Source organism: Halomonas sp. Bachu 37 (assembly GCF_039691755.1).
GTDB lineage: Bacteria > Pseudomonadota > Gammaproteobacteria > Pseudomonadales > Halomonadaceae > Vreelandella > Vreelandella kashgarensis.
In genome coordinates this window covers 1-26,391 of sequence record NZ_CP137552.1, presented here as the reverse complement: position 1 = coordinate 26,391, position 26,391 = coordinate 1, and the positions used below count along the sequence as shown (strand labels likewise).

At 58.5% G+C, this 26,391-nt stretch carries 20 protein-coding genes and 1 pseudogene; 7 read left to right on the top strand and 14 right to left on the bottom strand.

The window, feature by feature from the left end:
* Positions 1 to 11 precede the first annotated feature (11 nt).
* A complete protein-coding gene (ilvA, locus tag R5M92_RS00105; protein WP_346796989.1) occupies positions 12 to 1,526 on the bottom strand; it encodes a threonine ammonia-lyase, biosynthetic in 1,515 nt (504 codons plus the stop codon).
* 173 nt (positions 1,527 to 1,699) lie between these two features.
* On the opposite strand from ilvA, the gene rpiA reads away from it, so the two are divergent.
* The gene (gene rpiA, locus R5M92_RS00100) at positions 1,700 to 2,374 is read left to right on the top strand and encodes a ribose-5-phosphate isomerase RpiA (RefSeq protein WP_346796988.1); all 675 of its coding nucleotides are present in this window, start codon (positions 1,700 to 1,702) and stop codon (positions 2,372 to 2,374) included.
* A gap of 65 nt (positions 2,375 to 2,439) precedes the next feature.
* On the opposite strand, the gene waaA is transcribed toward rpiA, so the two are convergent.
* The 3 genes from waaA to R5M92_RS00085 are packed head-to-tail and all read right to left on the bottom strand — an operon-like array spanning position 2,440 to position 6,259.
* Entirely contained in the window at positions 2,440 to 3,738 is a 1,299-nt protein-coding gene (gene waaA / locus R5M92_RS00095) for a lipid IV(A) 3-deoxy-D-manno-octulosonic acid transferase (protein WP_346796987.1), read from the bottom strand.
* Entirely contained in the window at positions 3,738 to 5,168 is a 1,431-nt protein-coding gene (hldE, locus tag R5M92_RS00090) for a bifunctional D-glycero-beta-D-manno-heptose-7-phosphate kinase/D-glycero-beta-D-manno-heptose 1-phosphate adenylyltransferase HldE (RefSeq protein WP_346796986.1), read from the bottom strand. Before hldE ends, waaA begins: the two co-directional genes overlap by 1 nt.
* Entirely contained in the window at positions 5,165 to 6,259 is a 1,095-nt protein-coding gene (locus tag R5M92_RS00085; protein WP_346796985.1) for a glycosyltransferase family 9 protein, read from the bottom strand. Before R5M92_RS00085 ends, hldE begins: the two co-directional genes overlap by 4 nt.
* Between R5M92_RS00085 and R5M92_RS00080 the strand changes: the two genes are divergently transcribed.
* A complete protein-coding gene (locus R5M92_RS00080; protein WP_346796984.1) occupies positions 6,258 to 6,962 on the top strand; it encodes a 3-deoxy-D-manno-octulosonic acid kinase in 705 nt (234 codons plus the stop codon). The two genes, R5M92_RS00085 and R5M92_RS00080, sit on opposite strands and share 2 nt — an antisense overlap.
* Before the next feature lie 15 nt (positions 6,963 to 6,977).
* On the opposite strand, the gene R5M92_RS00075 is transcribed toward R5M92_RS00080, so the two are convergent.
* The 3 genes from R5M92_RS00075 to R5M92_RS00065 form a co-directional block, all read right to left on the bottom strand.
* Entirely contained in the window at positions 6,978 to 8,243 is a 1,266-nt protein-coding gene (locus R5M92_RS00075; RefSeq protein WP_346796983.1) for an O-antigen ligase family protein, read from the bottom strand.
* A 75-nt stretch (positions 8,244 to 8,318) separates the two neighbouring features.
* Positions 8,319 to 9,119 carry a hypothetical protein gene (locus R5M92_RS00070; RefSeq protein WP_346796982.1) on the bottom strand — a complete coding sequence of 267 codons (801 nt, stop codon included), beginning with the start codon at positions 9,117 to 9,119 and terminating at the stop codon, positions 8,319 to 8,321.
* A gap of 220 nt (positions 9,120 to 9,339) precedes the next feature.
* Positions 9,340 to 10,452, bottom strand: coding sequence for a glycosyltransferase family 4 protein (locus R5M92_RS00065; RefSeq protein WP_346796981.1), 1,113 nt, complete (start codon positions 10,450 to 10,452; stop codon positions 9,340 to 9,342).
* A gap of 83 nt (positions 10,453 to 10,535) precedes the next feature.
* Between R5M92_RS00065 and R5M92_RS00060 the strand changes: the two genes are divergently transcribed.
* Complete coding sequence (locus R5M92_RS00060; RefSeq protein ID WP_346796980.1) at positions 10,536 to 11,576, top strand: glycosyltransferase family 9 protein; 1,041 nt, start codon at positions 10,536 to 10,538, stop codon at positions 11,574 to 11,576.
* Here the strand turns inward: R5M92_RS00060 and R5M92_RS00055 are convergent.
* Positions 11,556 to 12,320, bottom strand: coding sequence for a glycosyltransferase family 2 protein (locus R5M92_RS00055; RefSeq protein WP_346796979.1), 765 nt, complete (start codon positions 12,318 to 12,320; stop codon positions 11,556 to 11,558). The genes R5M92_RS00060 and R5M92_RS00055 overlap by 21 nt on opposite strands.
* Positions 12,321 to 12,477: 157 nt before the next feature.
* On the opposite strand from R5M92_RS00055, the gene R5M92_RS00050 reads away from it, so the two are divergent.
* The gene (locus tag R5M92_RS00050; protein WP_346796978.1) at positions 12,478 to 14,139 is read left to right on the top strand and encodes a sulfatase-like hydrolase/transferase; all 1,662 of its coding nucleotides are present in this window, start codon (positions 12,478 to 12,480) and stop codon (positions 14,137 to 14,139) included.
* A gap of 23 nt (positions 14,140 to 14,162) precedes the next feature.
* Here the strand turns inward: R5M92_RS00050 and waaF are convergent, their stop codons facing one another.
* Positions 14,163 to 15,200, bottom strand: a complete 1,038-nt coding sequence (waaF, locus tag R5M92_RS00045) for a lipopolysaccharide heptosyltransferase II (protein ID WP_346796977.1) — start codon at positions 15,198 to 15,200, stop codon at positions 14,163 to 14,165.
* Positions 15,193 to 16,149 carry an ADP-glyceromanno-heptose 6-epimerase gene (gene rfaD / locus R5M92_RS00040; RefSeq protein ID WP_346796976.1) on the bottom strand — a complete coding sequence of 319 codons (957 nt, stop codon included), beginning with the start codon at positions 16,147 to 16,149 and terminating at the stop codon, positions 15,193 to 15,195. The genes waaF and rfaD overlap by 8 nt, the downstream gene beginning before the upstream one ends.
* Before the next feature lie 121 nt (positions 16,150 to 16,270).
* Here rfaD and glyQ point away from each other — a divergent pair, with 121 nt between their 5' ends.
* From glyQ to gmhB, 3 genes are all read left to right on the top strand, one after another.
* A complete protein-coding gene (gene glyQ, locus R5M92_RS00035; protein WP_346796975.1) occupies positions 16,271 to 17,233 on the top strand; it encodes a glycine--tRNA ligase subunit alpha in 963 nt (320 codons plus the stop codon).
* Positions 17,234 to 19,300: a glycine--tRNA ligase subunit beta gene (gene glyS / locus R5M92_RS00030; protein ID WP_346796974.1), complete on the top strand. Its 2,067-nt coding sequence runs from the start codon at positions 17,234 to 17,236 to the stop codon at positions 19,298 to 19,300.
* 123 nt (positions 19,301 to 19,423) lie between these two features.
* Positions 19,424 to 19,984, top strand: a complete 561-nt coding sequence (gene gmhB / locus R5M92_RS00025; protein WP_346796973.1) for a D-glycero-beta-D-manno-heptose 1,7-bisphosphate 7-phosphatase — start codon at positions 19,424 to 19,426, stop codon at positions 19,982 to 19,984.
* Between the two features lie 103 nt (positions 19,985 to 20,087).
* Here the strand turns inward: gmhB and gyrB are convergent, their stop codons facing one another.
* The 4 genes and pseudogenes from gyrB to dnaA all read right to left on the bottom strand — a co-directional run.
* Positions 20,088 to 22,508, bottom strand: coding sequence for a DNA topoisomerase (ATP-hydrolyzing) subunit B (gyrB, locus tag R5M92_RS00020; RefSeq protein WP_346796972.1), 2,421 nt, complete (start codon positions 22,506 to 22,508; stop codon positions 20,088 to 20,090).
* Positions 22,509 to 22,543: 35 nt separating this feature from the next.
* Positions 22,544 to 23,647 carry a DNA replication/repair protein RecF gene (gene recF / locus R5M92_RS00015; RefSeq protein ID WP_346796971.1) on the bottom strand — a complete coding sequence of 368 codons (1,104 nt, stop codon included), beginning with the start codon at positions 23,645 to 23,647 and terminating at the stop codon, positions 22,544 to 22,546.
* Positions 23,648 to 23,751: 104 nt separating this feature from the next.
* Complete coding sequence (gene dnaN / locus R5M92_RS00010; protein WP_346796970.1) at positions 23,752 to 24,855, bottom strand: DNA polymerase III subunit beta; 1,104 nt, start codon at positions 24,853 to 24,855, stop codon at positions 23,752 to 23,754.
* A gap of 60 nt (positions 24,856 to 24,915) precedes the next feature.
* Positions 24,916 to 26,339, bottom strand: a pseudogene (gene dnaA / locus R5M92_RS00005) (chromosomal replication initiator protein DnaA); the annotation flags it as partial.
* Between the last annotated feature and the right edge of the window lie 52 nt (positions 26,340 to 26,391).

Here is a 26,391-nt window from a genome sequence, read left to right as displayed (position 1 = left end):
CTGATCGAAAGTCAAGCCATGAACAATTGGTAAGCCGGGTTATCACTCTCTTTCCAGTAGCGATAGCCGATCGCGTCCAGACACTCCTCCACATGAACCCGATCGCCGTTGGGAACTTGCATCCCGACCAGGACACGGCCGTAGGCCGCCCCGTGATTGCGATAATGAAACAGCGAGATATTCCAGTCGTGGGGAAGCTGGGTCAAAAAGTTCATCAGGGCGCCGGGGCGTTCAGGAAACTCGAAGCGATACACTTCTTCGGCAAAGTGCTCACTGGGCCGCCCCCCGCTCAGGTGACGAAGGTGCAGCTTGGCCAATTCATTGTCGGTCAAATCTTCCACGGCGTAACCTGATTCGCGCAATCGCTCGATAACGGCTAGCCGATCCTCGCCTCCTGGCTTGACTTGAATCCCGACAAAGATATGGGCTTCGCTGCTATCGGCGTAACGGTAACTGAATTCGGTAACCATGCGTTTGCCCAGCGCACGGCAGAACTTCTTGAAACTGCCGGGTTTTTCGGCGATGGTGACCGCCAGAATGGCTTCGCGCTGCTCACCCAGCTCGGTACGCTCGGCAATATGTTGCAAGCGGTTGAAGTTGGTGTTGGCCCCCGAATTGATGCACAGAAGCGTCTGGCCTTCCGCCCCGGTCTGCTGGATATACTTCTTGAGTCCGGCAAGAGACAGCGCGCCGGAGGTTTCCGCCACCGCCCGGGTGTCCTCGAAAATATCCTTCACCGCTGCGCACATTTCATCGGTATTGATCGTAATTACCTCGTCCACCAGATCGCGAATGATGGCAAACGGGGCTTCGCCGATCTGCGCCACTGCCACCCCTTCGGCAAACACGCCCACCTGATCCAGTACCACCCGCGTCCCCGCCGCCAGTGCTGCCTTCAGGCAGGCGCTGTCTTCGGCCTCCACGCCGATGACCTTGATGTCGGGACGCAGATACTTGACGTAGGCCGCCACACCGGCAATCAAGCCGCCGCCGCCGACGGGCACGAAGATCGCATCGAGTTCACCGCTATGCTGGCGCAGGATTTCCACGGCTATCGTCCCTTGGCCCGCAATCACGTCGATATCATCGAATGGGGGGATATAGGTATAGCCATGCTCCTGGATCAAGGCCTGAGCGTGGTCGGCGGCTTCGCCAAACGCATCGCCCTTGAGTACCACCTTGGCCCCTCTCGCCCGCACCGCCTGAACCTTGATATCCGGCGTGATACGCGGCATGACGATGGTGGCTTTCACGCCCATTTGCCTGGCGGCCATCGCCAACCCCTGGGCATGATTGCCTGCCGAAGCCGCAATCACGCCCTTGGCTTTCTGTGCTTCATCAAGCTGCGCCATCTTGTTGTAGGCGCCGCGGATCTTGAACGAGTAGACCGGCTGAAGGTCCTCACGCTTGATCAGAATCTGGTTGTTGAAGCGACGCGACAGGAAAGGAGCAGGGGAAATAGGCGTTTCAATGGCAGCTTCGTAAACCCGTGCCTGGAGGATTTTCTTGACGGTAGCTTCGAGCATTCTGATATTCCAAGAGGAGATGACGCGAATAACGCAACGAGCGCCGCGAAGCGGCGCAGGAAAACCCCTATTGGTAGCAGAAGCAAGCCCCGAGCGTCCAGTCCGACCATCGGCAACCGCTGGTCAGAAGACTATAATGACTCCCTGACATTCCGTTGACCCAGAGGCGCTACATGACCCAAGACGAACTCAAGGACGCCGTGGCCAAGGCTGCGATTGACGAGATCAAGCCCCATCTGGAACGCAGCACGGTAATCGGCGTAGGTACCGGCTCAACCGCCAACCGCTTCATCGACTACCTCGCCAGGCTGAGTGGCGATTTCAAAGGGGCGGTAGCCAGTTCCGCGGCGAGTGCCGAACGGCTCAAGACACATGGTATCGACGTCTTTGAGCTCAACGAAGTCGGTACGGTGCCCTTTTACATCGATGGTGCCGACGAAGTTAACGCTCACTTGCATATGATAAAGGGCGGTGGCGCGGCGCTCACCCGGGAAAAGATCGTGGCCGCCTGTGCCGAGCGTTTCATCTGTATTGCCGATGCGTCGAAGTATGTCGCTCAGCTGGGTCGGTTCCCACTGCCCGTGGAAGTGATACCCATGGCGCGATCCTACGTCGCACGCCAGCTGGTCAAGCTGGGAGCCGACCCGGTGTATCGCGAGGGGGTAGTCACCGATAACGGCAACCAGATCATCGACTGCTACGACTTCATGATTGAAGACGCGGAGGCAATGGAAGCCAAAATCAACGCTATCGTCGGCGTCGTCACCAACGGATTGTTCGCTGCGCGTGGCGCGGATGTGCTGCTGCTTGGCAAGAAGGAAGGAGTTGAGCGCACCGCATTGCGCTGAAATAAAAGCCATCCCCTCTCTGCTCCAGGGCCGGCGTAATTTCCCGCCCTGGCCCCACCCGGCTTTTACTGCCCGTCAGGTAATAAACGTGCCAACCCATCCAGTGTGCGAGCCAGCGCGCCTCGCTGTGCAGCGATTACCTCGCGGCCCGCATCGCCTTCCCGCTGACAACGGGCGGGATCGGCGAAACGCAGCTTGAGCGCCTTGGCCAAGGCTGCGGCGTCTTCTACCAGTGTCAGGGCCTGTGCCGCCTGCAGCGGCTCCACCACGTCGGCGAAGTTATCGATGAAAGGACCACTCAACACGGGCTTTCCCAACGCTGCGGGCTCCAGCACGTTATGCCCTCCCAACGGAACCAGACTCCCCCCCACGAACGCCACGTTGGCTGTCGCATAGAGCGTTGCCAACTCGCCCAGGGTATCACCCAGGTAAACGGCGGTTTCGTCGCTCACGGGCTGCTGCCGGGAACGGCGACTTAAGATCCACCCCTGGTCCTGGCAAAGTTTGGCCACTTCATCGAAGCGCCGGGGATGGCGTGGTACCAGTACCAGCAACGCCTCAGGGAAACGCTTTCGCAACTGGCGATGTGCTTCGAGCAGCAGCGCTTCTTCTCCCTCGCGGGTGGAACCCGCCACCCAGACCGGCCGTTCGCTCCACTCTTGAAGTAAACGCTCACCTGCCTGCAATGTCTTATCCTGTGCTGGCATCTCGAATTTCAGCGAACCGACAACGGTGGTACGCGCCGCCACATCACCCAGTGCCTGGAAGCGCTCGGCGTCCGCTATCGATTTCGCCGCAAGCCAATCGATGTTCGCCATAGCGCCTTCCATGAGCGGACGCAAGTGACGGTAACGCTTGAGCGCACGCGGCGACAGGCGGCCATTCACCACCGCTACCGGCACCCCTTGCCGGCGACAGGCGTGCAGCAGATTGGGCCACAGCTCGGTTTCGAACAGAATGGCAAACACAGGCTGAATACCACGCACAAAGCGCTTGGCGGCAGCGGGAAAATCCAGCGGCAAGAAGCGGTGGGCGAGCCGGCGCCGGTCGTCTTCGGCCTGCTCGGCGATCAGCGCCTGGGCCTGCTGGGCACCGGTGGCAGTCATGGTCGTCAATAGCAGGCTGTGCCTGGGATAACGCGAGAGAAGCCCTTCGATCAGCGGGCGGGCCGCGCGGACTTCCCCCACCGAGGCGCAGTGCAGCCATATGCGCGGCGCCGGGGGCAAGGGCGCAAGCCGATAGCCCAGCCGCTGCAGGCGTGAATAAGTGGGTACTTGCTCACGCCAGATGCGCCAGGCGATCAAGGGTGAGAGAACATACAGTGCGACCGAGTAGAGCCGACGCGGCCAGGCGAGCAAGTGCATCAGCGCTCGCGGTCCACGATGGAGGCGATCATCTCGGTGGTCGACACCCCATCCTCGAACCCTAGCACCTTGACCTCGCCACCGTGGTTACGCACCGCTTCACCGCCGGCGATCTCCTCGGGACGATAGTCGCCGCCCTTGACCAGGATGTCCGGCAATACGGCCTCGATCAGTGTCTGGGGGGTATCCTCGCCGAAGGGCACTACCCAGTCCACCGCGCCGAGTCCCGCCAACACCTGCATGCGCCGGTTCAGCGGGTTGATGGGCCGCTTCGGCCCCTTCAGGCGCGCCACCGAGGCATCGTCGTTTACCGCCACGATCAAGCGATCGCCCAGCTGGCTGGCCTGCTCCAGATAAGCGACGTGGCCGGCATGGAGGATATCGAAACAGCCATTGGTCATCACCACGCGCTCGCCACGGAGCTGGGCGGCACGCACCGCCGCTATCAGGGTTGGCGCTTCGACCACGCCGAATTCCGCCAGACTATCGCCGTGCAGGGCGGTATAAAGCTCGGCGATGGATAGCGTGGCGGTGCCGGGCTTGGCCACCACCAGGCCGGCCGCCAGGTTGGCGAGAAGCATCGCTTCGGGGTAGGCGTGGCCCGACGCCAACGCCGCACCGAGGATGCCGATGACGGTGTCCCCCGCGCCGGTGACGTCGAAGACTTCCTGGGCTCGCGTCGGCAGATTCAATGGCGCATGACCTTCTCGGATCAGGGTCATGCCCTTCTCGCTGCGCGTGATCAGTAACGCTTCAAGCTCGAGATCCGCGCGCAGCGCTTCGCCCCGCTCAGCCAGCTCCGCCTCGCTGTCACAGGGGCCGACGATGGCTTCGAATTCCATCAAATTGGGGGTGATCACGCTAGCGCCCCGGTACTTGGTAAAGTCGCCACCCTTGGGATCGACCAGCACCCGTTTGCCGGCGGCACGCGCCAGGTTGATCAGGCGCTCCACCTGGTTGAGCGTTCCCTTGCCATAATCCGACAGAATCACCACATCGCACTGCGAAAGCGCCTCTTCCACTCGGGAGACCAGCTCATCGGTATCCACCGCCTGCAGCTGCTGCTCGAAATCCAGACGCAGCAGCTGCTGGTTGCGGCTCATCACGCGCAATTTCGTGATTGTGGGTACTGTTTGGCTACGCTGAAAGTAAGTCTTCACTTCACTGGCGACAAGACGCTGCTCGAGCAAGCGGGCATTGTCATCCTCGCCTACCACACCCGCCAGGGCGGCCCGGCCACCCAGCGCCGCGATATTCAGGGCGACGTTGGCAGCGCCGCCTGGTCGATCGTCGGCGTCTTCAACCCGCACCACCGGCACGGGCGCCTCGGGAGAAATCCGTGACGTGGCGCCATGCCAGTAGCGATCCAGCATCACGTCTCCCACGATCAACAAGCGGGCCTGCTCGAGGGCGGTCAAGTCGACTTTCATTGGGGGCTCCGTGCGGCAAAGGGTTCGTGGGTGGTGTGTTCCAGGAGGGCATCCAACTGAGTGATGACCTGTTCCGTGCGAATCAGACTCATGGCATCGGGGTGGCGCACCCGCTGCCCCCAGCTGATGTCATCGACGGATTTGTGAAGATAGGTCCGCACCGCCTCGGGATAGGCATTGACGGCGAATTCCCGCCACAGGTAGGGCGCGGCACGCTGCGGGTTGGTGGTGGCGTAAAGACCAAGCGCCGGCGTCTGCAGGGCGTTGGCCATGTGAATGGGGCCGGTGTCCGGAGCCACGACAGCGCGGGCGCGGTCGATCAGTGCCATCACGCCCTTCAGCGACGTTCCGCCAATGGCATTGATGACGCTCTCGGGGCGGCACAGCTGCTGGATCTGTTCGCCCATGGTCCGCTCCTGAGTATTGCCCCCGCCCGTCAGTACGCTTTTCAGGCCGTGCTGGGTCCAGGCATGTTCGATCACGCTGGCGTAGCCTTCCGCCGACCAGTTGCGGAAATTGCGCAGACGCACGTTGCTGCAGGGGTTGATCACCAGATACGGTGCATCTCCACTGAGCAGCTGGGCTTCTTCATAGGCACTCTGAGGCACCGGCATGTCCCAGGCCAGCGAGTCGTCCTCCACCCCCAGCAGACGGGCGAAGTCCATGAACGACTCGAGTACATGCGCACGCGGGCGCGGGGTAAGCTGGCGCTGGGTGAACCAGTGCTGGGCGTCCTTGGCGCGCGCCTTGTCGTAACCGATGCGGACATTCGCCTTCAGTCCCAGCGACAGGATGCTGGCCCGGATGGCCTGTTGCATGTGCAGCAGCACATCGAAGCGAGTATCGGCGAGCTGGCGCCACAAGGCGCGCATGCCCGCAAGCCCCGTGGACTTGTCGTAGACCACGAACTCGACCCCGGTTAGCCCGGTCAGTAAACTGTATTCCCCCTTGCCGATGATCCAGGTGATACGCGCTTGGGGCCACTGGCGCTGCAGAGCGCGCACCGTCGGCACCAGGTTACATACATCGCCCAAAGCGGATAGGCGAAGTATGGCGATATGTTCGGGATTAACAGGCAGAGGGTGCTTCATGCGCTTGGCGACACTCCAGCAGGAAAAGAGTCTGATTTTACATGATGCCGCCAGTTTATGTGACGCCACTGGATCAGACCAAATCGGGCCGTGCTGGTTCGCGCCGGAATACTGGTACCGGATGGGTAAGGTAGTGGGAGAAGCCCCGGGGCGTGGCAGCAGCGTGTTTATCGATGCCGGCAATGAACAGTGGGTGCTGAGACCCTATCGTCGCGGTGGCTTGATGGCGAAAGTGAGCCAATCGCGCTACCTATGGACGGGCTACGAAAGCAGCCGTGCCTTTCGCGAACTACGCCTGACCGCCTGGCTCTTTGAGCAAGGCCTGCCGGTACCGCGTCCTGTCGCCGCAAGCGTGACCCGCCATGGGCTCAGCTATGAAGCGGCATTGATCACCGTGCGTATTCCCGGGGCTCGCGCCCTGGCCGACCTATTGACCGAAGACCGCGCCGATTCTGCCTTGCTTGAACGCGTCGGGGCCACCATACGTCGCTTTCACGCCTCCCACCTGGACCATGTAGACCTCAACGCCCGTAACCTGCTGGTGGACGAACAGGAGCATGTCTGGCTGATCGACCTGGATCGCTGCCAGCTCCGCCAACCCGGCAAGTGGCAGCAGGCGAACCTGGACAGGCTCGCGCGGTCCGTGAACAAGTTCACCGCTAATCCGATCATGCCGGCGATCCGGCGGGGGTATGGGGGGTAATACGTGCCCTATCGCTTATGCCGCCGGCGTGTCATCCGCTTGCAGTCGGCGATAACTTCCCCATAACACCGCCAGCCAGAAAGCGTAAATCATCACGCCGCTGTTATGGTCGAGGAAGGCTTGAGAAAGGCCGAAATCGATATAGGTCACGGGCAAGAGCGTGCCAGCTACCGCCACCGAACGGAGCACCATATGGGGCGCATGCAGTTGGCGCATGAACAGACGCATGGGGACCAGATACAAGGCGATCAGTGCTATCAACCCCACCACGCCACGCTTGGCCATGGTATTGATGAACTCGTTATGCGCGTGCCCGAACTGGGTAACCTCCGGATGAATCACCCCGTTATCGGCCAGGGCCTGCATGCCCCGTTGATAGCCATTGTCTCCCCAGCCGAACACGGGTTTCTCGACAATCAGCTGCGCGGCACCCCGCCACATCTCGAACCGCGCGCCGACGGATGAGAACCGATTCTCGCCACTGACATAGAGCTCGACATCGGAGAACGCCTGATGGACCCGCTGCTGCACCCCCATCTGGGGTATGGCATAGACCAGTAACCCCGCCATCAATACCGCTGCCAAGGCACTGAGTTTAAGCGGATAGGACAGCTCACGGCCATAGGCGCGATACAGTACCAGCAGGACTACCGGCAAGCCTATCCACCCACCCCGGCTGCCGGAAAACAGCGAGCCCAGCACCCCGCCAACGGCGCCCAGCGCCAGCATCATTATCCAGAGGCTACGGCGCTTTTGCATCGTCGCCCAGCCCATGCCCGCGAGGCACAGCACCCCGGTCAACAAACTGATATTGCCGAACTGGATGACATAGGTGTAGCCCTCGGCCCGCTCGATGCCCATCACCAGCTTCTGCCAGGCGCCCCAGCTTCCGACCACGATGCCGCCGGTGGCCAGGCCCGCCCACATCCAGGCGAGTCGTGGCGGATAAGCCAATATCAAGGCCAGAACGGGAATGGCGAACAGAAAACGCAGAGGCTTGTCAGCACCACGGCTCCCCTGCCCATCGAGCCAGGCTTCGAGCAGCCCCGTCAGGGCATAGGCTGACAGGACACCGATCACCAGAAGGTCCTGACGATTGAAGGACACGCCAGGACGGGTAAAGGGCAACAGGAAACTCCCCAGCAGCAACAGGGCAGCACCCACCGAATAGCCCGAAGGAACAATCAAGGCGATAGCGCCTAGCAGGAACACGGCTATCGAGGTGTATCCACGCAGTAACGCAAACGGGGAGGGAGAGAACGATGATAACGGTGGGGCCATGACTGTTTCCGCCTGGACACGGGAAGGAGAAAGCCAGCTATTCTGCCAGACTCGCGACCCCATTACAGCGGGCCTTCATGAGACCCGGGGGACCGGCCATTGGAACGCTTCTGTTATGACCTCAGGGTCCAGCTCTCCCGGTTCGGTCTCGGGAACACACCTCTGCAAGGCGTCTTTGCCACGCTCAAGCGCTTGTGTGCCCTGGGCACCTTGGGTGACTCGCTGCCACCACTCTCGATGAACCGCCTTCACCCTTACCGGCACTGAAGGCAATCCAAGGCGCTGCGCCATGGCCAGGCGATGCAAACCACGGTTGATCTTGATCAGCCGCCCCTCTCGGGTTACCGCGACGCCAAGGTCATCCTTGCCAAGCCCGGCATCGAATCCCTTGACCGCCATATTGTCGAGAAAGCTCAGGTAAGCGCGTAAATAGGTGAGGATCTTTGCTTCGGTATCGAGCAGTATCCCCTGCTGGTGCGAGGACCAGGGCCGACCGGCCTGCAATCTCTCGTTCAACTCCTTGAATCGCGCCGTTTGCCGGAGGTCATCGCGAAAGACATCCAGTTCACTGATGAAGCGATAACGTGGGCCATAGCGCAGGTCGCCACGGCGCAGATCCCACTCTCCATCCCAGATGAACGCCGACGATGAAGGCCGTTCGCGATGGGGATACCCCTTCCAGGCATTTATCCGAATCAGCTCCCGGGGGTCCACATGAAGAATCAATGCTTCCCCCAGGCGTTGCTCCACGGCCCGTCGCGGCAGCCCGCGGCGTTCGATAGCGGCCCTGCCTGTCCTCTCCGTTTCCCAGTGTGCGAGCAGCATCTGCTCCACTGGAATCCCGAGATACTGCTGGAAGCGATCCCGTACGCCCACCTGGAGCCTGGCTCTCAATACACGCCAACGGATTTCTGAAGCATATAGGGAAGCAAAAGCCGGATCTCCCGCCGGTGCCTTTACCGCTGTAACAATTGATTTTCTATGCATATGCAATCCGCTTTACTGACGGCACGTATTTTCAAGGTCGCCGTCTTGGACAAGGCCGTGCCAATGCACGCAATTCTACGGTCCATGCTGCTTAGAGTGCTCTGACTACTTAAGCGGTATAATACTCAATCAAGCGTTTTACATGCTGCGTGTTACTGAAATGCTGCTCGACGCGCTGCCTAGCGGCATGGCCCATGGACCGCCGTGAGGCATCATCCCGGATCATCTTTTTCATAGCCGAACTCCAAGCGTTGATCGCATGGGGGCCTACCAATATGCCCGAAGCGTCATCGACTAGCTCAGGTAAAGAGCCGGTATTGGAACCGATGATCGGCATGCCGCATGCCATGGATTCAATGATCGTCAGGCCAAAGGCCTCATTTTCCGAAGGAATGCACACAATATCGAGTAGGGGCAATATTTCGGCAAGATCATTGCGGTGCCCCAAAAAAGCAATTTTGTTCGCCAGCAGAGTACCGTCTATAAGATTTTGTAATTTCTCGTAAAAACTTTCTACGCCCCCTGAGGCGTAGTCGGTACCGCCGATGGATAGCGCAAAAAAATCAAGAGCAGGATCAAGTTCTAGCAAGGCTTTAATCCAAATATCCTGCCCTTTACCCGGCGTTACGCGTCCCGGTAGCCCGATCACTACCGCATCCACTGGAATACCCAGCTCTTCTCGCCTGGTGCGAACAGCATCACGATCATGACAAGGGTGGTACTTGTTGATATCGACTCCATGGGGTAAACAGATAACGTTTTCACTGGGTATCGGCAAATTGCTGACGTTACGGCGATGAGTTGCTTGGCTAATGGATAAGACACGATCCACTTTTCCATAGGCGAAGCGGTGATAAGGGCTTTTTTTAGGCCGCCGTCCACCCACATGATCGGTATAAAAAACTTTTAGACTTGGTGTCAAGCACTTTAAAACTGCCGTTAATCTTAAATCACTCGACTTATGACAGTGTACGACTTTTACGCCTTCTTCTATTAACCAACGACGTATATCCAAAGCATTAAAAATTGCGCTTATATTACTTTTGAACGTTTTATATGGTATTTCATTTTGCTGCATGTAGGCTTCCACCTTGGTATTTTCAAGGCAGATTCCTATAACTTCCCAGCCCTCTTTCTTTAAATCGCCAATGATACGATCCACATATAGCTCCATCCCACCCTTGCCATCCGACATACATATTTGCAGCACTTTGTTTGCCATTGCCTCACCTACCCAGCCACTCGCCATTAAACAATCAATAAATCTCTAGTAGTATACAGGCTGCGATTAACAGGGCCTAAATCATGGCGCATAAACTACTCGTCGTCCGCAATGATAAAATCGGCGACTTCATGCTGGCCTGGCCAGCGCTGGCATGCCTGAAAAGCGCGTTGCCCACGCCCCATGTCACGGTGCTGGTACCCGCCTATACAGCACCGCTGGCAAACATCTGCCCTTGGGTGGATGAGGTCATCATTGATCCAGGCCGTGATGCTGATAAATCGGCCCGGCATGGCCTGATCGATAATATAAAAGCGGCGGGATTCGATGCGCTTCTCACGCTGTTTTCAACCCCTCGCATTGGCTGGGCAGGCTGGCGGGCCGGTATTCCACTACGCGTGGCACCTGCCACCAAGTGGGCACAGGTGTTTTATAACGTGCGAGTACGACAACGCCGCTCTCGCTCGTTAAAACCCGAGTATCAATACAATGTGGATTTAGCCTGCGAGCTGCTTTCCCGGCTCTCGCTAAAGTTGTCTGAGCTGCCCTCGCCACCCTTCTGGCCAATGAGTGACGCTCAATATACGCAACAGCGAAACGCCATTGTCGAGTCCAGCCAAGCAGTGGCTGACGGGCGTCTAGTCGTCGTGCATCCTGGTAGCGGCGGATCGGCTGTCAATCTCTCGATTGAGCAATACACGACACTTATTGCCATGGTTAACCGGCAACTCAATGATGCGATGCCCGTTAACTGGCTAATTAGCGCAGGCCCCAGCGAGGAGCGCCACGCAAAAGCGCTGATCAATCAGCTCACCAGTGCCGGGATCACCGCCAGCCGCCTTCCGAGCAGCCCCAGCGTGGCCGATTTTGCCTTTCAGCTAGCGGGTGTCGATATGTTGGTTGCCGGTTCTACAGGCCCGCTGCATATCGCGGGGTGTCTCAACATCGCCACGGCAGGTTTTTACCCTGCCAAACGCTCCGCGACGCCGTTGCGCTGGCAGACCTGCAATAGCGCCGAGAAACGTCTGGCATTTAGCCCCCCCGACTCCGCTGATCAGCAGGATATGTCGGCAATTGATTTGGCTACTGCAGCGCAGCAGATTTCAGCGTTTCTCAGGGGGTAATGTATGGGTGCGGATCCATAAGTCAGCGTATTTGTTGAACGTCGAATGTGCCGACAGCAGCGCCAGCAGAAACCCTTGCTTGCCATCCTTGAAGCCGGCTTTCAGCAGGTACATTCGGATGAAACAGCCCAGCCCGTGATTCAAGCCCTGCCATAACGTGGCCGTTTTACCTTGGGCTGCCCGCTGCTCTGCCCACGCCTGGGCGTAGTGGGCGGATTTTTCAAGATAGTGGCGCAAGTCGCGGTAAGTATAGTGAAGTAGATCACCGTTGAGCCGCTTAACCGCCAAGTGTTCTGGTACGTCCAGCTTCTCGTGCACCAGTGCCGAGTTGTAAACCGCTTGCCCCTTTGGGTAGAGGCGCACGACACGATCAGGATACCAGCCGGAGTGCCGGATAAAGCGCCCAAAGCACCATGAAAGGCGACTAACGCTATAAACGGCAGGCTCCTGCTTAACGGCCTCGAGGATACTGTCACGCAAGTCAGGCGTGACGCGCTCATCCGCATCCACCATTAGAATCCACTCATGGCTAGCCAACGCCTCGGCCCGCTGACGCTGGATACCAAAGCCCTGCCAGTCCGCGTTGACACTGACGTTATCCGTGAACTCACGGGCAATCTCGCACGTCTCATCCTGGCTACCCGCATCCAGCACGGCAATTTCATCAGCCCAGGTGAGCGTTTCCAGGCATTCACGTAAGTGATGCGCTTCGTTTTTCACGATCAGCACGGCAGAAATGGGCACAAGTCACCTTTGCCAGTTTGAGGTAAGCGGCACATGCGGTTTCATTATGGCCTTTGCTTCATGCTAACACGACCGTCGGGCAATGATTCATCCAACGGCCCGTAGCACATTTGATAAGCTAGATACCCATTTAGCGAGTTCTGAAAAGGGATACGGCATGCCCGCGTTTACGTCACTGAAATTCATCCCTTGGCTGCCTCTGGTCATTCTCGGCGCTAGCCTGGGGTATGCCTTGAGCATACTGACGCGCTTGCCTTGGTGGTCATCGTTTATTGTCACCTTCCTGTGGGTAGGCGTGAGTGTAAAATTGCGCTGGGGTCATGCAAGCGATAGTCGCTATCGCCGCGTCTGGCCGTGGTCCCTGGCACCGCTGATCCTGTGGGGAATATATGTCTATCTTGCCGCCAGCTTCGGTAACGTGGACCTCGCGGCGATCTTTTTTCATCTGCAAGCGGGAATAGCGGAACATGGCGGGATAGGCCGCATGGTGGCCGCCGTGCTTCATACCGCCGCCATGCTGGCACTGCTGGCTTCCTTTATCTGGCTGGTAAGACACGATTCCCGCTGGCGCTTGCTGGAGCGGTTCCTGGCCGTGGTGCTGCTTGTGGCCAACCCGCTGCTCTATGGGCTAGGCCAACGCAGTGCCGTCATCGTAACCGATGATGGCGCTTGGCTGGACCGCCGATATGTACCGCCGCAATTGGAGAAACAGCCGTCACCCCCCAATCTATTGCTGATCTATCTGGAGAGCCTGGAACGCACCTACACCAACCAGGAGCACTTCGGCGATACCTATGCCGACCTTGCGGCGCTGGGAGAACAGGGCGTGGTATTCGAAGGCATCCAGCAGGTGGAAAATACCGGCTGGACCATGGCCGGCATGATCGCTTCCCAGTGTGGCGTGCCCCTGATGCCTGCGGGACTGCTGCATGACCGCCAGTTCGAACCCCTTGCCAGGGTAGTGCCCGGCGTCTCCTGCCTGGGTGATCTGCTGGCTGAACAAGGCTATGAAATGAGTTTCCTGGGCGGAGCCAGTACCCAATTTGCGGGCAAGGGGCTTTTCTATAGCGGCCACGGCTTCAGTAATGTTCTCGGCCGTGAAGCGCTTGAACCTCGCCTGGAAGACGCCACCTATCTCAACAGTTGGGGTCTCTACGATGACTCGCTTTACGATTTCACCCTGGAGGAGATTCGCCGCCTTGATACCATGGATGGCCCCTGGGGTGTGGTCAACCTATCGATTACCAGCCATGCACCACACGGCTATCCCGCCCAGGCTTGCGTGGACCCGCTAGGGGAATTCGATGGCGTGGACATCCTCTATTCCGTGAAGTGTTCCGCCTGGCTGGCCACTGACTTGATCGAGCGGCTAAGGCAAGAAGGGTTGCTGGAAAATACCGTAGTGGTAGTTGCCAGCGACCATCTCACCATGCGTGTTCCTGTCTGGGATCAACTGGTGTCGCTGGATAGAGACAATACCTTGATCATGTTCGGCGACTCCCTGGAACCCCGGCGCATCCAGCGCAACGCCACCACGATGGATGTATTCCCCACCATTCTCGAAGCCTTGGGCTACTCCCTGGAAGAGGGACGGGCCGGGATCGGCGTGTCACTGCTGCAAGATTCGACCCAGACGCTTCTCGAGAAGCACGGTCCCGAAACCCTCGCTGAAAAGCTGCATGCGGAACGTGCGCTGCAAGAGCGTCTTTGGGAGGGGCTGGAGCCCCAACAGCTCGCCAATGAGGGCGAAGCGACAGTGCCCCAGCAGGTGCTCGAGACGCTTGCCGACCGGGCTGATGAGATTTCCATTTCACGCTAGCCTGGATGGCTTGGGCGCCTGACCTAGACAGGCGGCTCCAGGTATTCGGTGGTTCCAGTCACCGCTTTATGCAGGCGCTCAACGTCCAGTTGGTTCAGACAGTTGGTATGCCCCAGGGGGCAGGTGCGCTTGAAGCATGGCGAACATGAGAGCGCCAGATAGTGAATCACTGCGTTATCGGTCAATGGCGGCGTGTAGCTGGGAGACGAGGAGCCGTAGATGGCATGAATGCGTGACCCTACTGCAGCCGCCACATGCATCAAGCCGGAGTCGTTGGTCACCACCTGGCGGCAATCTGCCAGGAGATCGACGGCATCCGCCAACCGTGTCTTGCCGCACAGGTTATGGGCGTGGGCCAGCCCCTGCACGATTTCATCTCCCGCCATGACATCCTTGGGGCCGCCCAATACGCGGATTTCAAATCCCTCATCCACCAGTTTCTTCGCCAACCGATGAAAGTGGTCGAGCGGCCACTGCTTGGCGGGGCCGTATTCCGCGCCCGGCATCAAGGCGATAGCCGGACGCGAGGAGAGCGAGTGCTGCAGACGCAACTCGACCAGGTTATCGCCATCCACGCGCAAACGGGGAGAAGGAATAGCGAAATCGCCTTCTACAGTCTCCTCCAGCGGAAGCCCTAGGGAAACGAACCGTTTCACGGTCTGGTCCAGAACTCGTTTGTCCAGCCGGCGCCGCTGGGTCAGCAAGCCGTAACGTTGCTCGCCCAGAAAGCCAGTCCGCCGGGGTATGCGGGCCAGAAACGGCACCAAAGCCGACTTCCAGGAACGCGGCAAGACAATAGCTTCATCGAACCGGCCACGTAGCTGCCGCGCGACAGCACGGCGGGCACTCAAGCCCAACGTCCCATGCCCGACTGCCAGCGGAACGATTTCATCCACCTCTGCCATGCGCGCCAGAATGGGTTGTGACCACTCGGGCGCCACCACCGCCAGATAACAATGCGGGTGGCGCGCCTTCAAGGTCATGAACAGGCTCTGGGCCATGACCATGTCACCCACCCATGATGGCCCCACCACCAGGATGCGCCATGCCTTGTCAGCCATTCAGCCACTCCAGGTACGCATGCACGCCCTGCGCTACCGTCTTGAACGGTACATCGCATCCGGCGTTCCGCAAGCGGGTGATATCAGCGCGTGTATAGCTCTGGTAACGCCCCTTGAGCTCCTCGGGGAAGGGAATGTAATCGATATTTCCCCGCTGATAGTAGTCGATGACCGCCTCGCCGATGGCCTTGAACGGCTCGGCCCGCCCGGTGCCCAGGTTGAAGATACCAGAGCGCTCGGGATGATCGAGAAACCATAGATTGACGTCCACCACATCCCCGACATAGACGAAGTCGCGGCTCTGCATGCCAGCCTCGTAGCCATCCCAGGCGCCGAAAAGCTTGAGGGTTTCGCCATTGCGAATCTGGATATGGTGATGGTAGGCCACGCTCGCCATCTTGCCTTTATGCTGCTCACGAGGACCATAGACGTTGAAGTAGCGAAACCCGACGACCTGGGTGGTCAGCTCGTCCCAGCGCGAGCGCACATACTGGTCGAACAGCAACTTGGAATAACCGTACACGTTGAGAGGCCTCTCATGTTCCGGCTCCTCCTTGAAGACTTCGCTGCCGCCATAAGTGGCGGCAGAAGAAGCGTAGAGGAAAGGAATCCCCCGCTGCTCGCAGAAATTGAGCAACACCTTGGAGTATTCGAAGTTGTTTTCCAGCATGAACCGACCATCCCACTCAGTAGTATCCGAGCAGGCACCTTCATGGAAAATCGCCTCGATGTCGGGGAGTTCGATAGGTTCGCCCCGCAGCGACGCTTTTACCCGATCCAGAAACGTGTCCTTGTCCAGGTAATCCCCCAGCGTGCAATCCGCCAGGTTGACGAACTTGGTCCCATCGCGCAGGTCGTCTACCACCAGAATATCGTGACGCCCCCGCGCATTGAGCGCCTTGACCAGATTCGCACCGATAAATCCGGCACCGCCTGTCACTACTATCATATCGAACCCCTGCCCTTGGCCATGGTGAATTCCTCGTCTTGGCTATGCGTGCCTATAACCCATCTGCCTGGGATTGTATACTTGACCTCTTGTGAATTCATGGCCAACGGTGCTTTCCGCGATGACTGTCTCGACAAACACTCGCTCGACGCCAGACGCGTCGACCTTTCAGGGTTTGATCCTCGCCCTGCAACAGTACTGGGCCGAACAAGGCTGCGTGATCCTGCAGCCGCTGGATATGGAAGTGGGCGCCGGCACCTTCCATCCCGCGACGTTCCTGCGGGCCATCGGACCGGAAACCTGGAACTCGGCTTACGTTCAGCCTTCGCGCCGGCCTACCGACGGCCGCTACGGAGACAACCCCAACCGCCTGCAACACTATTATCAATTCCAGGTAGTGATGAAGCCGTCTCCCAGCAATCTTCAGGATCTCTACCTGGGCTCGCTAAAGCATCTGGGTCTGGACCCCCTGGTTCACGATATCCGCTTTGTCGAGGATAACTGGGAATCCCCCACGCTGGGCGCCTGGGGCCTGGGCTGGGAAGTCTGGCTCAACGGCATGGAAGTCACCCAGTTCACCTACTTCCAGCAGGCCGGGGGCATCGAGTGCTATCCGGTAACCGGCGAGCTGACCTACGGGCTCGAGCGTATCGCCATGTACCTGCAGGATGTGGATAGCGTTTATGACCTGATATGGGCGATCGCCCCCGATGGCAGCAAGGTTACCTACGGCGATGTCTATCTGCAGAACGAGCGCGAGCAGTCCGCCTACAATTTCGAGCACGCCGATGTGACGCAGTTGTTTGCCGCTTTCGATCATCAGGAGCAGGAGTGCAGCAAGCTGCTGGCAGCCAACCTGCCTCTGCCGGCCTACGAACAGGTGCTCAAGGCCTCGCACACCTTCAATCTGCTGGACGCCCGCCACGCCATTTCCGTGACGGAGCGCCAACGTTTCATTCTTCGCGTTCGTACCATGGCTCGTGATGTGGCTCACGCCTATTACCAATCACGCCAGGCGGCAGGCTTCCCCCTGGCCCCGGAATCACTACGCCGCGAACTGCTGGCCGAACAGGGAGACTCTTAAATGGCTGCGACTACCTTATTGCTGGAACTGGGCACCGAGGAACTTCCTCCCCAGGCGCTGCCGGACCTGTCCGACGCACTGGCTTCCGGCATCCGCTCGGGCCTGGAAGAGGCGGGAATCGACTTCGCTTCCCTGAATGCCTACTCCTCGCCACGTCGTCTAGCCGTACAAGTGAAAGCTCTGGCCGACAAGCAGCCCGACCGTGAAGTCGAACGGCGTGGCCCCGCTCTCGCGGCAGCGTTCAAGGACGGCCAACCGACCAAGGCGGCAGAAGGGTTTGCACGCTCCTGTGGCGTCAGCGTCGACGATCTGATCCACTTGGAGACCGACAAGGGAACCTGGCTCGGCTTCCGAGAACAGCAGCAGGGCGAAGCCGTGCAGGCCTTGTTGCCGGAAATCGTGCGCAAGACCATTGCCGATCTACCGGTTCCCAAGAACATGCGCTGGGGCTCTTCCCGAGTGGAATTCTCGCGTCCGGCGCACTGGCTGGTGCTGCTTTACGGCAACGAGATCATTCCCGCCCAGGCCTTGGGGCTGGATGCCGGACGGACCTCCCGCGGTCACCGCTTTCACGCTCCTGACCCCATCGAACTGGCTCACGCCGATGACTACGTTGCGGCGCTGGAAGAGGCGTATGTGCTAGTGGATGCCACTCGACGTCGTGAGCGTATCCGCGAACAAGTGCTGGCCGAGGCTGAAGTCCAGCAGGCTCATGCCGTCATCGATGAAGAGCTGCTGACCGAGGTCAACGGCTTGGTGGAGTGGCCCGTAGCCTTGACTGGAAGCTTCGACGAACGCTTTCTCGAGGTACCGGCGGAATGTCTGATTTCCTCCATGAAAGCCAACCAGAAGTACTTCCACCTGCTGGATGACGACGGCAAGCTGAAGCCGCTGTTCATCACCATTTCCAATATCGACAGTCTCGATCCCCAGCAGGTCATCGAAGGGAATGAAAAGGTCATTCGCCCGCGCCTGGCGGATGCCGCATTCTTCTATGAAACCGACCGCAAGCAGACGCTGGCCGCTCGAATTCCCAGTCTGGAACACGTCGTTTTTCAGCAGCAGCTCGGCACGCTGGCCGACAAGGCGCGCCGCACAGGAGCCGTAGCTGGCTTCATCGCTCGGCAAATCCACGGTAGTGTCGAGCATGCCGAACGCGCCGCACAGCTTGCCAAATGTGATCTGGTAACCGAGATGGTGCTCGAGTTTCCCGAGCTGCAAGGCATCATGGGCCGCTATTATGCTGCCCAGGATGGTGAGCCCGACGAGGTTGCCCAAGCGCTGGAGGAGCAGTATCTGCCTCGCTTTGCCAGCGACGCCATCCCCTCCACTCATACCGGGCAAGCCCTGGCACTGGCGGATCGCCTGGATACGCTGGTAGGTATTTTCGGTATCGGCCAGCGCCCTACCGGCGCCAAGGACCCCTTTGCCCTGCGCCGTGCCGCTATCGGGGTTATCAATATTCTGGTGAAGGGCGAACTCGACCTGGACCTGCGTGAATTGCTGACTCTCGCCGCACAACAGCACAGCGGCCTGCCCAAGGCCGACGGGCTGGTCGAAGACGTGCTGACCTATATGCTGGATCGTTTCCGCGCCTGGGGACAGGAAGAAGGCATCTCCGCCGAAGTCTATCTTGCCGTTCGGGCTCGCCCGGTCACCCGCCCATGGGACTTCGCTCGTCGCCTGCGGGCCGTCAAGGCCTTTGCCCAGCGCGAGGAAGCTAGTGCCTTGGCCGCTGCCAACAAACGGGTCTCCAATATCCTGGCTAAACAGGACCATGACGGATCGACCCAGGTGAATGCGGAGCTGCTGCAGGAAGAAGCGGAAAAAGCGCTTCACCACGCGCTCTCCACGAGTCGCGATAGCGTGCTGCCCTTGTTTGCCGACGCTCGCTATATGGAAGCACTGGATATATTGGCAACCCTGCGTGGTCCTGTGGATGCGTTTTTCGATCAGGTCATGGTCATGGCCGACGATGCAGAGATCCGGCGTAATCGACTGGCTCTGCTTGCCAGCCTACAGGCACTATTCCTAGAAATCGCCGATATCTCCCAACTGTCCCAGTAACCCCCTCCTCTTGCCAGCCTCGTATACGGGGCTGGCTCCCCCCTCCCTTCTCTTATGTTTCACGTGAAACATTACCGCCTATAACCCTTACTGATTCGAAACGAATCACGGAACAGCCCAGCCATGAAAAAACGCGATGCAACCAAATTGATCATTCTTGACCGGGATGGCGTCATCAATCAGGACTCGGACGCCTACATAAAATCCCTGGACGAGTGGCTTCCCTACCCTGAGGCGATTCTGGCCATGGCGAGACTCTCTCGGGCGGGTTACACCTTGGCCATCGCCACCAACCAGTCGGGTATCAGCCGGGGCTATTATGATCTCGCCACGCTGGAGAGCATGCATAGTCGCCTACGAGAACTGGTAAGCGAAGCTGGCGGCGCTATTGCGCATATTGCGTTTTGCCCTCACGGACCTGACGATAGCTGCGATTGTCGCAAGCCTAAACCAGGATTGCTGTGTCAGATCCGCGATGCATTGAAGTTCGACTCATTGGAAAGGAGCTGGATGGTGGGTGACAGCTTGCGCGATCTACAGGCGGGAAAGGCTATGGGGTGTCGCCCGGTACTGGTCCGAACAGGCAAGGGCAGGCGCACGGAAGCTCAAGGCAAGGAGCTGGAATACGTTGAAGTATATGACGATCTGGCCGCATTTACCGACTGGTTGTTGACCAAAGGATAACGGAGCCAATAAGCCAATTGACTCGGAGATGAGATATCCCCAACCAAAAGCGCCGCGTTTTTTGAACGCGGCGCTTTGTTTCACGTGAAACAGTAGTTGGGGGTTATACGTCCAGGTTCGCCACCAAGGCGTTGGACTCGATAAAGTCTCGCCGCGGTTCCACTTCATCACCCATCAAGGTATTGAACATCATGTCCGCGGCAACGGCATCCTCGATCGTGACACGCAGCATACGCCGGCTATCCGGGTCCATCGTAGTTTCCCACAGCTGGTCGGGATTCATTTCGCCCAGCCCCTTGTAACGCTGGACGGAAAGACCACGCTGCCCTTCACTCATCAGCCACTCCAAGGCATCGTTGAACGTCATGATGGTACGCTGGCGTTCACCACGCGCAATGTAGGCGCCCTCTTCCAGGAAGCCATCGAGAGTGTTGCCCAATTCCGCCATCGCGCGATAATCCACACTCTCGAAGAAATCGAGGCCCCAGTCGTAGTCGGTCGTGACGCCATGAGCGACCAATGCCACCGCCGGAAGGAAAAGACCGCGCTCGGTATCTTCCTTGAGGCTGAAGTGATACCGCGGCCCTCCTTCGTAAGCGACCTGGTCATCCATCTGCGCCTGGAGCTCATCGATCCAGTTCTGCATGGTAACCCGATCCTTGAGGCTAGCTTCACCGTCGAGATGAGCGGCATGCACTACCTTGCGCAGCACTTCCCTGGGATATACGCGTGCCAGGCGATCTATACGCCTCATGACATCACGATACTGTTTTACCAAGGCTTCCAGTTGCGACCCGGAAATGCCCGGCGCATCGGCATTCACATGCAGACGTGCACCGTCGAGGGCCGTGGTAGTCAAGTAGTCCACCATGGCCTGCTCGTCCTTCAAGTAGAGCTCCTGCTTGCCCCGTTTGATCTTGTAAAGCGGCGGCTGGGCGATGAATACATGGCCGCGCTCGATCAGCTCGGGCATCTGACGGAAGAAGAACGTCAACAACAGGGTACGAATGTGAGACCCATCCACGTCGGCATCGGTCATGATGATGATCGAGTGATAGCGCAGCTTGTCTGGATTGAACTCCTCGCGTCCGATGCCGCAGCCCAGCGCGGTAATCAAGGTGCCAACTTCCGCCGAAGAGAGCATCTTGTCGAAGCGGGCTTTTTCCACGTTGAGGATCTTCCCCTTGAGCGGCAGGATGGCTTGCGTGCGGCGATCCCGGCCCTGCTTGGCACTTCCGCCCGCGGAATCACCCTCTACCAGATAAAGCTCAGACTGGCTGGGGTCCTTTTCCTGGCAATCGGCCAGTTTACCGGGTAAGCCGGCGATATCCAGCGCGCCTTTTCGCCGCGTCATATCACGTGCCTTGCGAGCCGCTTCGCGAGCTCTCGCCGCATCCAGCATCTTGTTGACGATGGCCTTGGCTTCATTGGGCTTTTCAATGAGGTATTCGGCAAACAAGCGCCCCATTTCCTGCTCCACCGCCGTCTTGACTTCGCTGGAGACCAGCTTGTCCTTGGTTTGCGAGGAGAACTTGGGATCAGGAACTTTCACCGAGATGATCGCGGTCAAGCCTTCCCGGGCATCGTCGCCTGCGGTCGCGACCTTGGCCTTCTTCAATAGGCCTTCGGCTTCGATATAATGGTTCAAGGTACGTGTCAGCGCTGCCCTGAACCCCGCCAGGTGCGTACCACCATCCCGTTGCGGGATATTGTTGGTGTAACAGAAAATATTTTCCGTGAACGCTTCGCTCCACTGCATCGCCACTTCCACTTCCACGCCATCCTCGCGCACGGCATTGAAATGAAAGACAGGATTGAGCACCGTCTTGTTGGTATTCAAGTGGTTGACGAAAGCGCGTAGCCCTCCCTCGTAATGAAAGAGCTCTTCCTTGCCGCTACGCTCGTCAATCAAGCGAATGGCGACGCCGGAATTCAGGAAGGAGAGTTCGCGAAGACGCTTGGCCAGAATATCGTAATGGAATTCGATATTGCTGAAGGTTTCCGATGAGGGCCGGAAATGGACCCGAGTGCCGCTTTTTTCGGTATTACCTACCACGGCCAGCGGGGCCTGGGGCACACCGTGGCGGTACAGCTGTTCGAAGACTTCGCCCTGTCGCCAGATCGTCAAGCGAAGCTCTGCCGACAAGGCGTTCACTACCGAGACGCCAACGCCATGCAGCCCGCCGGAAACCTTGTAGGAATTGTCGTCGAACTTCCCCCCGGCATGCAGAACCGTCATGATCACTTCGGCGGCGGATACTCCTTCGCCTTCATGTAGCTCGGTGGGTACACCCCTGCCATTATCGCTGACCGTGATGGATTCATCGGGATGGATCACGACACGAATTTCACTACAGTGTCCGGCCAAGGCTTCATCAATGGAGTTGTCCACCAGTTCGAACACCATGTGATGCAGACCGGTCCCATCGTCCGTGTCACCGATATACATGCCGGGACGCTTGCGTACCGCATCCAGGCCCTTGAGAACCTTGATACTTGATGAGTCGTAAGCTTGTTCGCTCATTGACCACTCCGTCGTGAAGTCTCGTTCCGTGTCGCCTACCCTTCCGTTAACAGCCGGCTAGTGCCATCCTCACCACGTTTCACGTGAAACATCTGTAGCGAAGTATCGGCCTGCCAAGCCTCTTTCAAAGCGGTGGGTTCGACGCTGGTAATAAATGCCTGGCACTGCATCTGCTCGAGTAATTGGCAGAACCGATGGCGATGCCGCTCATCCAGCTCTGCTGGCAGATCGTCAATCAAATAGACACAATGCCTTGCTGTCTTGCTTTCCAGAAGCCGGCCCTGGGCTAATTTCAAGGCACTGACGACCAGCTTCTGCTGGCCTCTGGAAAGCACTTCAACCGCTGGCTGCTTGCCCAGGCGAATACGCAGATCGGCCCGCTGCGGTCCTTGCTGAGTAAAGCCCATCTGGTGATCAACCGTTCTCGACTGAGCCAGCAGATCTGCTAATCGTCGGTTCTTGTCCCAACCGCGGGCATACCGCAACGATAACCCGGGCATGGGTAGTAACGCTGCCAAGGTCTCCTCGAACACCGGCATAAAGTCCTGTATCCAGGCTTTACGCAGCTCATCGAGTTGCTCACCCCATGTCGCCAGCTCATGTTCCCATACCGCCAGGGAGCGGTCGTCCATTCTATCATGCCTGAGCAGCGCATTCCGATGTTTCAAGGCCCGCCTAACACGCCGCCAGATAGAGAGAAAATCATGTTTCACGTGAAACACACCCCAATCCAGAAACTCACGGCGACCCGCCGGCGATCCCTCCAGCAGCCGAAAGGCATCCGGATTGATAAGCTGAAGGGGCAACGCCTCCAAGAGCTCGGCCAGGCGCGGTACCGCCTGGCCTTGTATACGCATCTCCAGCTCCTTAGAGACCCGGGTACGACGTATCCCAAGGGTAGTCGGTGTATCGCCCGCCAGTCGCCCATGCAGCGTCATCTGGGGCGTATCGTGGGCGATGGCATGCTTGAGCTGGCGGGTACGGAACGAGCGCCCCATCCCCAGGATATGTACGCCCTCCAGCAGACTGGTCTTGCCGCTTCCGTTGTCACCCACAACGATATTGATCCGTGGTGAGGGTGCCATTTTCAAAGGCTGGAGATTTCTCAGCCCCTGGAAAACCAGTTGATCCAGGCTCATCAAGACTCGCTATAAGGTTCAGGCAATCACAGCCAGGAAAGCAAAACGGCACCCTGCTAGGCAGTGGCGCCGTATCGAAAAAAGTCTCGCGCAGAGAAGGAAGCTTAAAGGCGCATCGGCATGACGACGTAAAGTGCATCACCGCCGCCCGGCTCTTCCAGCAGCGCACTGCTGTTGGGGTCTGCCAGTGTCATCTGTACTCGGTCTTCATTCAGCACCGTCAGCACATCCACCAGGTAACCCACGTTGAACCCTACCTCCATGGACGCTCCGCTATATTCGACGGTAACGTTCTCCTCGGCTTCTTCCTGTTCGGGGTTGTTGGCCATCACCTTGAGGTTGCCTTCTTCCAGCAACAACCGAACACCGCGGTACTTTTCGTTGGAGAGGATGGCCGTACGCGACAGGACCTGGCGCAACTCGGCACGCTCGGCAATGATCACCTTATCTCCACCGCGCGGCACAACGCGCTCGTAATCGGGAAACTTGCCGTCAATCAGCTTGGAAGTGAAGGTGAAATCGCCGGTATGAGCGCGTATATGGGTGGCGCCTAGGGTCAGGCTCACCGGCTCGTCGCTATCATCCAGCAGACGGGAGAGTTCCAGTATCCCTTTACGCGGTACGATCAGCTTCTGAGCAGGCTCGACATTGACTTCCACCGGACGAGAACACATCGCCAGGCGGTGGCCGTCGGTAGCGACCGTGCGAATCAGATTGTTCTGGATTTCCAGCAGCATGCCGTTTAGGTAGTAGCGTACGTCCTGTTGCGCCATGGCGAATGATGTTGCTTCAATCAAGTGCTTCAACGTGCCCCGCGGCAGACTGAGCTCCTGAGAGACTTCGGCACCCTCGATATTGGGAAATTCCGCCGCCGGCAGGGTGGATAACGTAAAGCGCGACCGCCCACTACGTAATACAGCTCGGCCATCTTCAACCGCCAGCTGGATATCCGCCTGCTCCGGCAGTGACTTGCAGATATCCATCAGCTTGCGTGCCGGTACGGTAGCAGAGCCTTCACCGTCTACTTGATTGGCCACTGTACGGCCGACCAGCTCGACTTCCAGGTCGGTACCAGTCAATGCCACATGGTCGCCTTCGACCTGAATCAATACATTCGATAACACGGGTAAAGTCTGACGCCGTTCGACCACGCCGGCCACCAGCGTCAGCGGGCGCAACAGCGCTTCACGGGAAATGGAAAATTTCATCTTAACTCCAGTTGTCCTGGGGAAATGGGTCCTGGGAAATGGGCCGGCGAGCTCACCGTATCAACTGGTCAGAAGACGCAGTAGATTCTTGTAATCCTCACGGATATCCGCACTCTCTTCCTGTAATGCCTTAACCTTTCGGCATGCGTGCAATACCGTGGTGTGATCCCGTCCCCCGAAGGCGTCACCGATTTCCGGCAAGCTATGGTTGGTCAGTTCCTTGGCCAACGCCATCGCCACCTGACGTGGCCTGGCAACGGAACGGGAGCGTCGCTTGGAAAGCAGATCCGCAAGCTTGATCTTGTAGTACTCCGCCACGGTACGCTGGATATTATCCACACCCACCTGCTTGTCCTGCAACGCCAACAGGTCCTTCAGGGATTCGCGAATGAAATCCTGGGTAATGGTCTTGCCCATGAAGTGCGAATCCGCGATCACCTTCTTCAACGCCCCTTCCAGTTCACGCACATTGGAGCGAATTTTCTGAGCAATGAAGAACGCCGCATCATGGGGCAAGTCGACTTTGGCCTGGTCGGCTTTCTTCATCAGGATGGCGACCCGGGTTTCCAGCTCGGGAGGCTCGATTGCCACCGTCAGCCCCCACCCGAAACGGGATTTCAGGCGCTCCTCCACCCCGCTGATTTCCTTGGGATAACGGTCCGAGGTCAATATCATTTGCTGGCCGCCTTCCAGCAACGCATTGAAGGTGTGGAAGAATTCCTCCTGGGAGCGCTCCTTGCCGGCAAAGAACTGGATATCATCGATCAACAAGGCATCCACGCTACGGTAGAAGCGCTTGAAATCGTTGATCGCATTGAGCTGGAGCGCCTTGACCATATCCGCCACGAAACGCTCGGAGTGCAGGTAAACCACCCGGGCGTTCTCGCGCCGTGTCGCCAGCGCATTCCCCACCGCGTGCATCAGGTGGGTCTTACCCAGGCCAACGCCGCCGTACAGGAACAGCGGGTTATAGGCACCACCCGGATTTTCCGACACCTGACGTGACGCTGCCCGAGCCAACTGGTTCGACTTACCTTCAACGAAGGTTTCAAAAGTAAAATTAGGGTTCAATCCGCTGCTATGTTTCAGGCTACCTTCGACTTGAACTTGGCGCTCGTTTCCACGCCGCGGGGAAGCCGGGGTATTGCCTTCACGCAACCGATCGATCTCTTGTTCATCGCCGATGTCCCCCCGCGCAGGCGTATGCACCGCCGGGGCCGAAGGCATGCGCGGGTCGGCGGATATCGGGGTACCCAGCTCACGTGGTTGCGGCGCCTGGACAGCTGTGCGGCGACTACCTACCGTCAAGCTCACCTTGGGCGGTTTGGCAGGGGCGAGCTCGCGTACCAGCTCGCTGATACGCTTGGCATACTTGTCGCTTACCCAATCACGTACAAAGCGGTTGGGAGCGAGCAAGCGCAGTTCATTGGACTCCCCTTCTTCCGCCTGTAGCGGACGTATCCAGGTATTGAACTGCTGGGAATTCAGTTCGTCCTGCAGGTAATCCAGACACTGTTGCCATAGCGCGAGCGACAC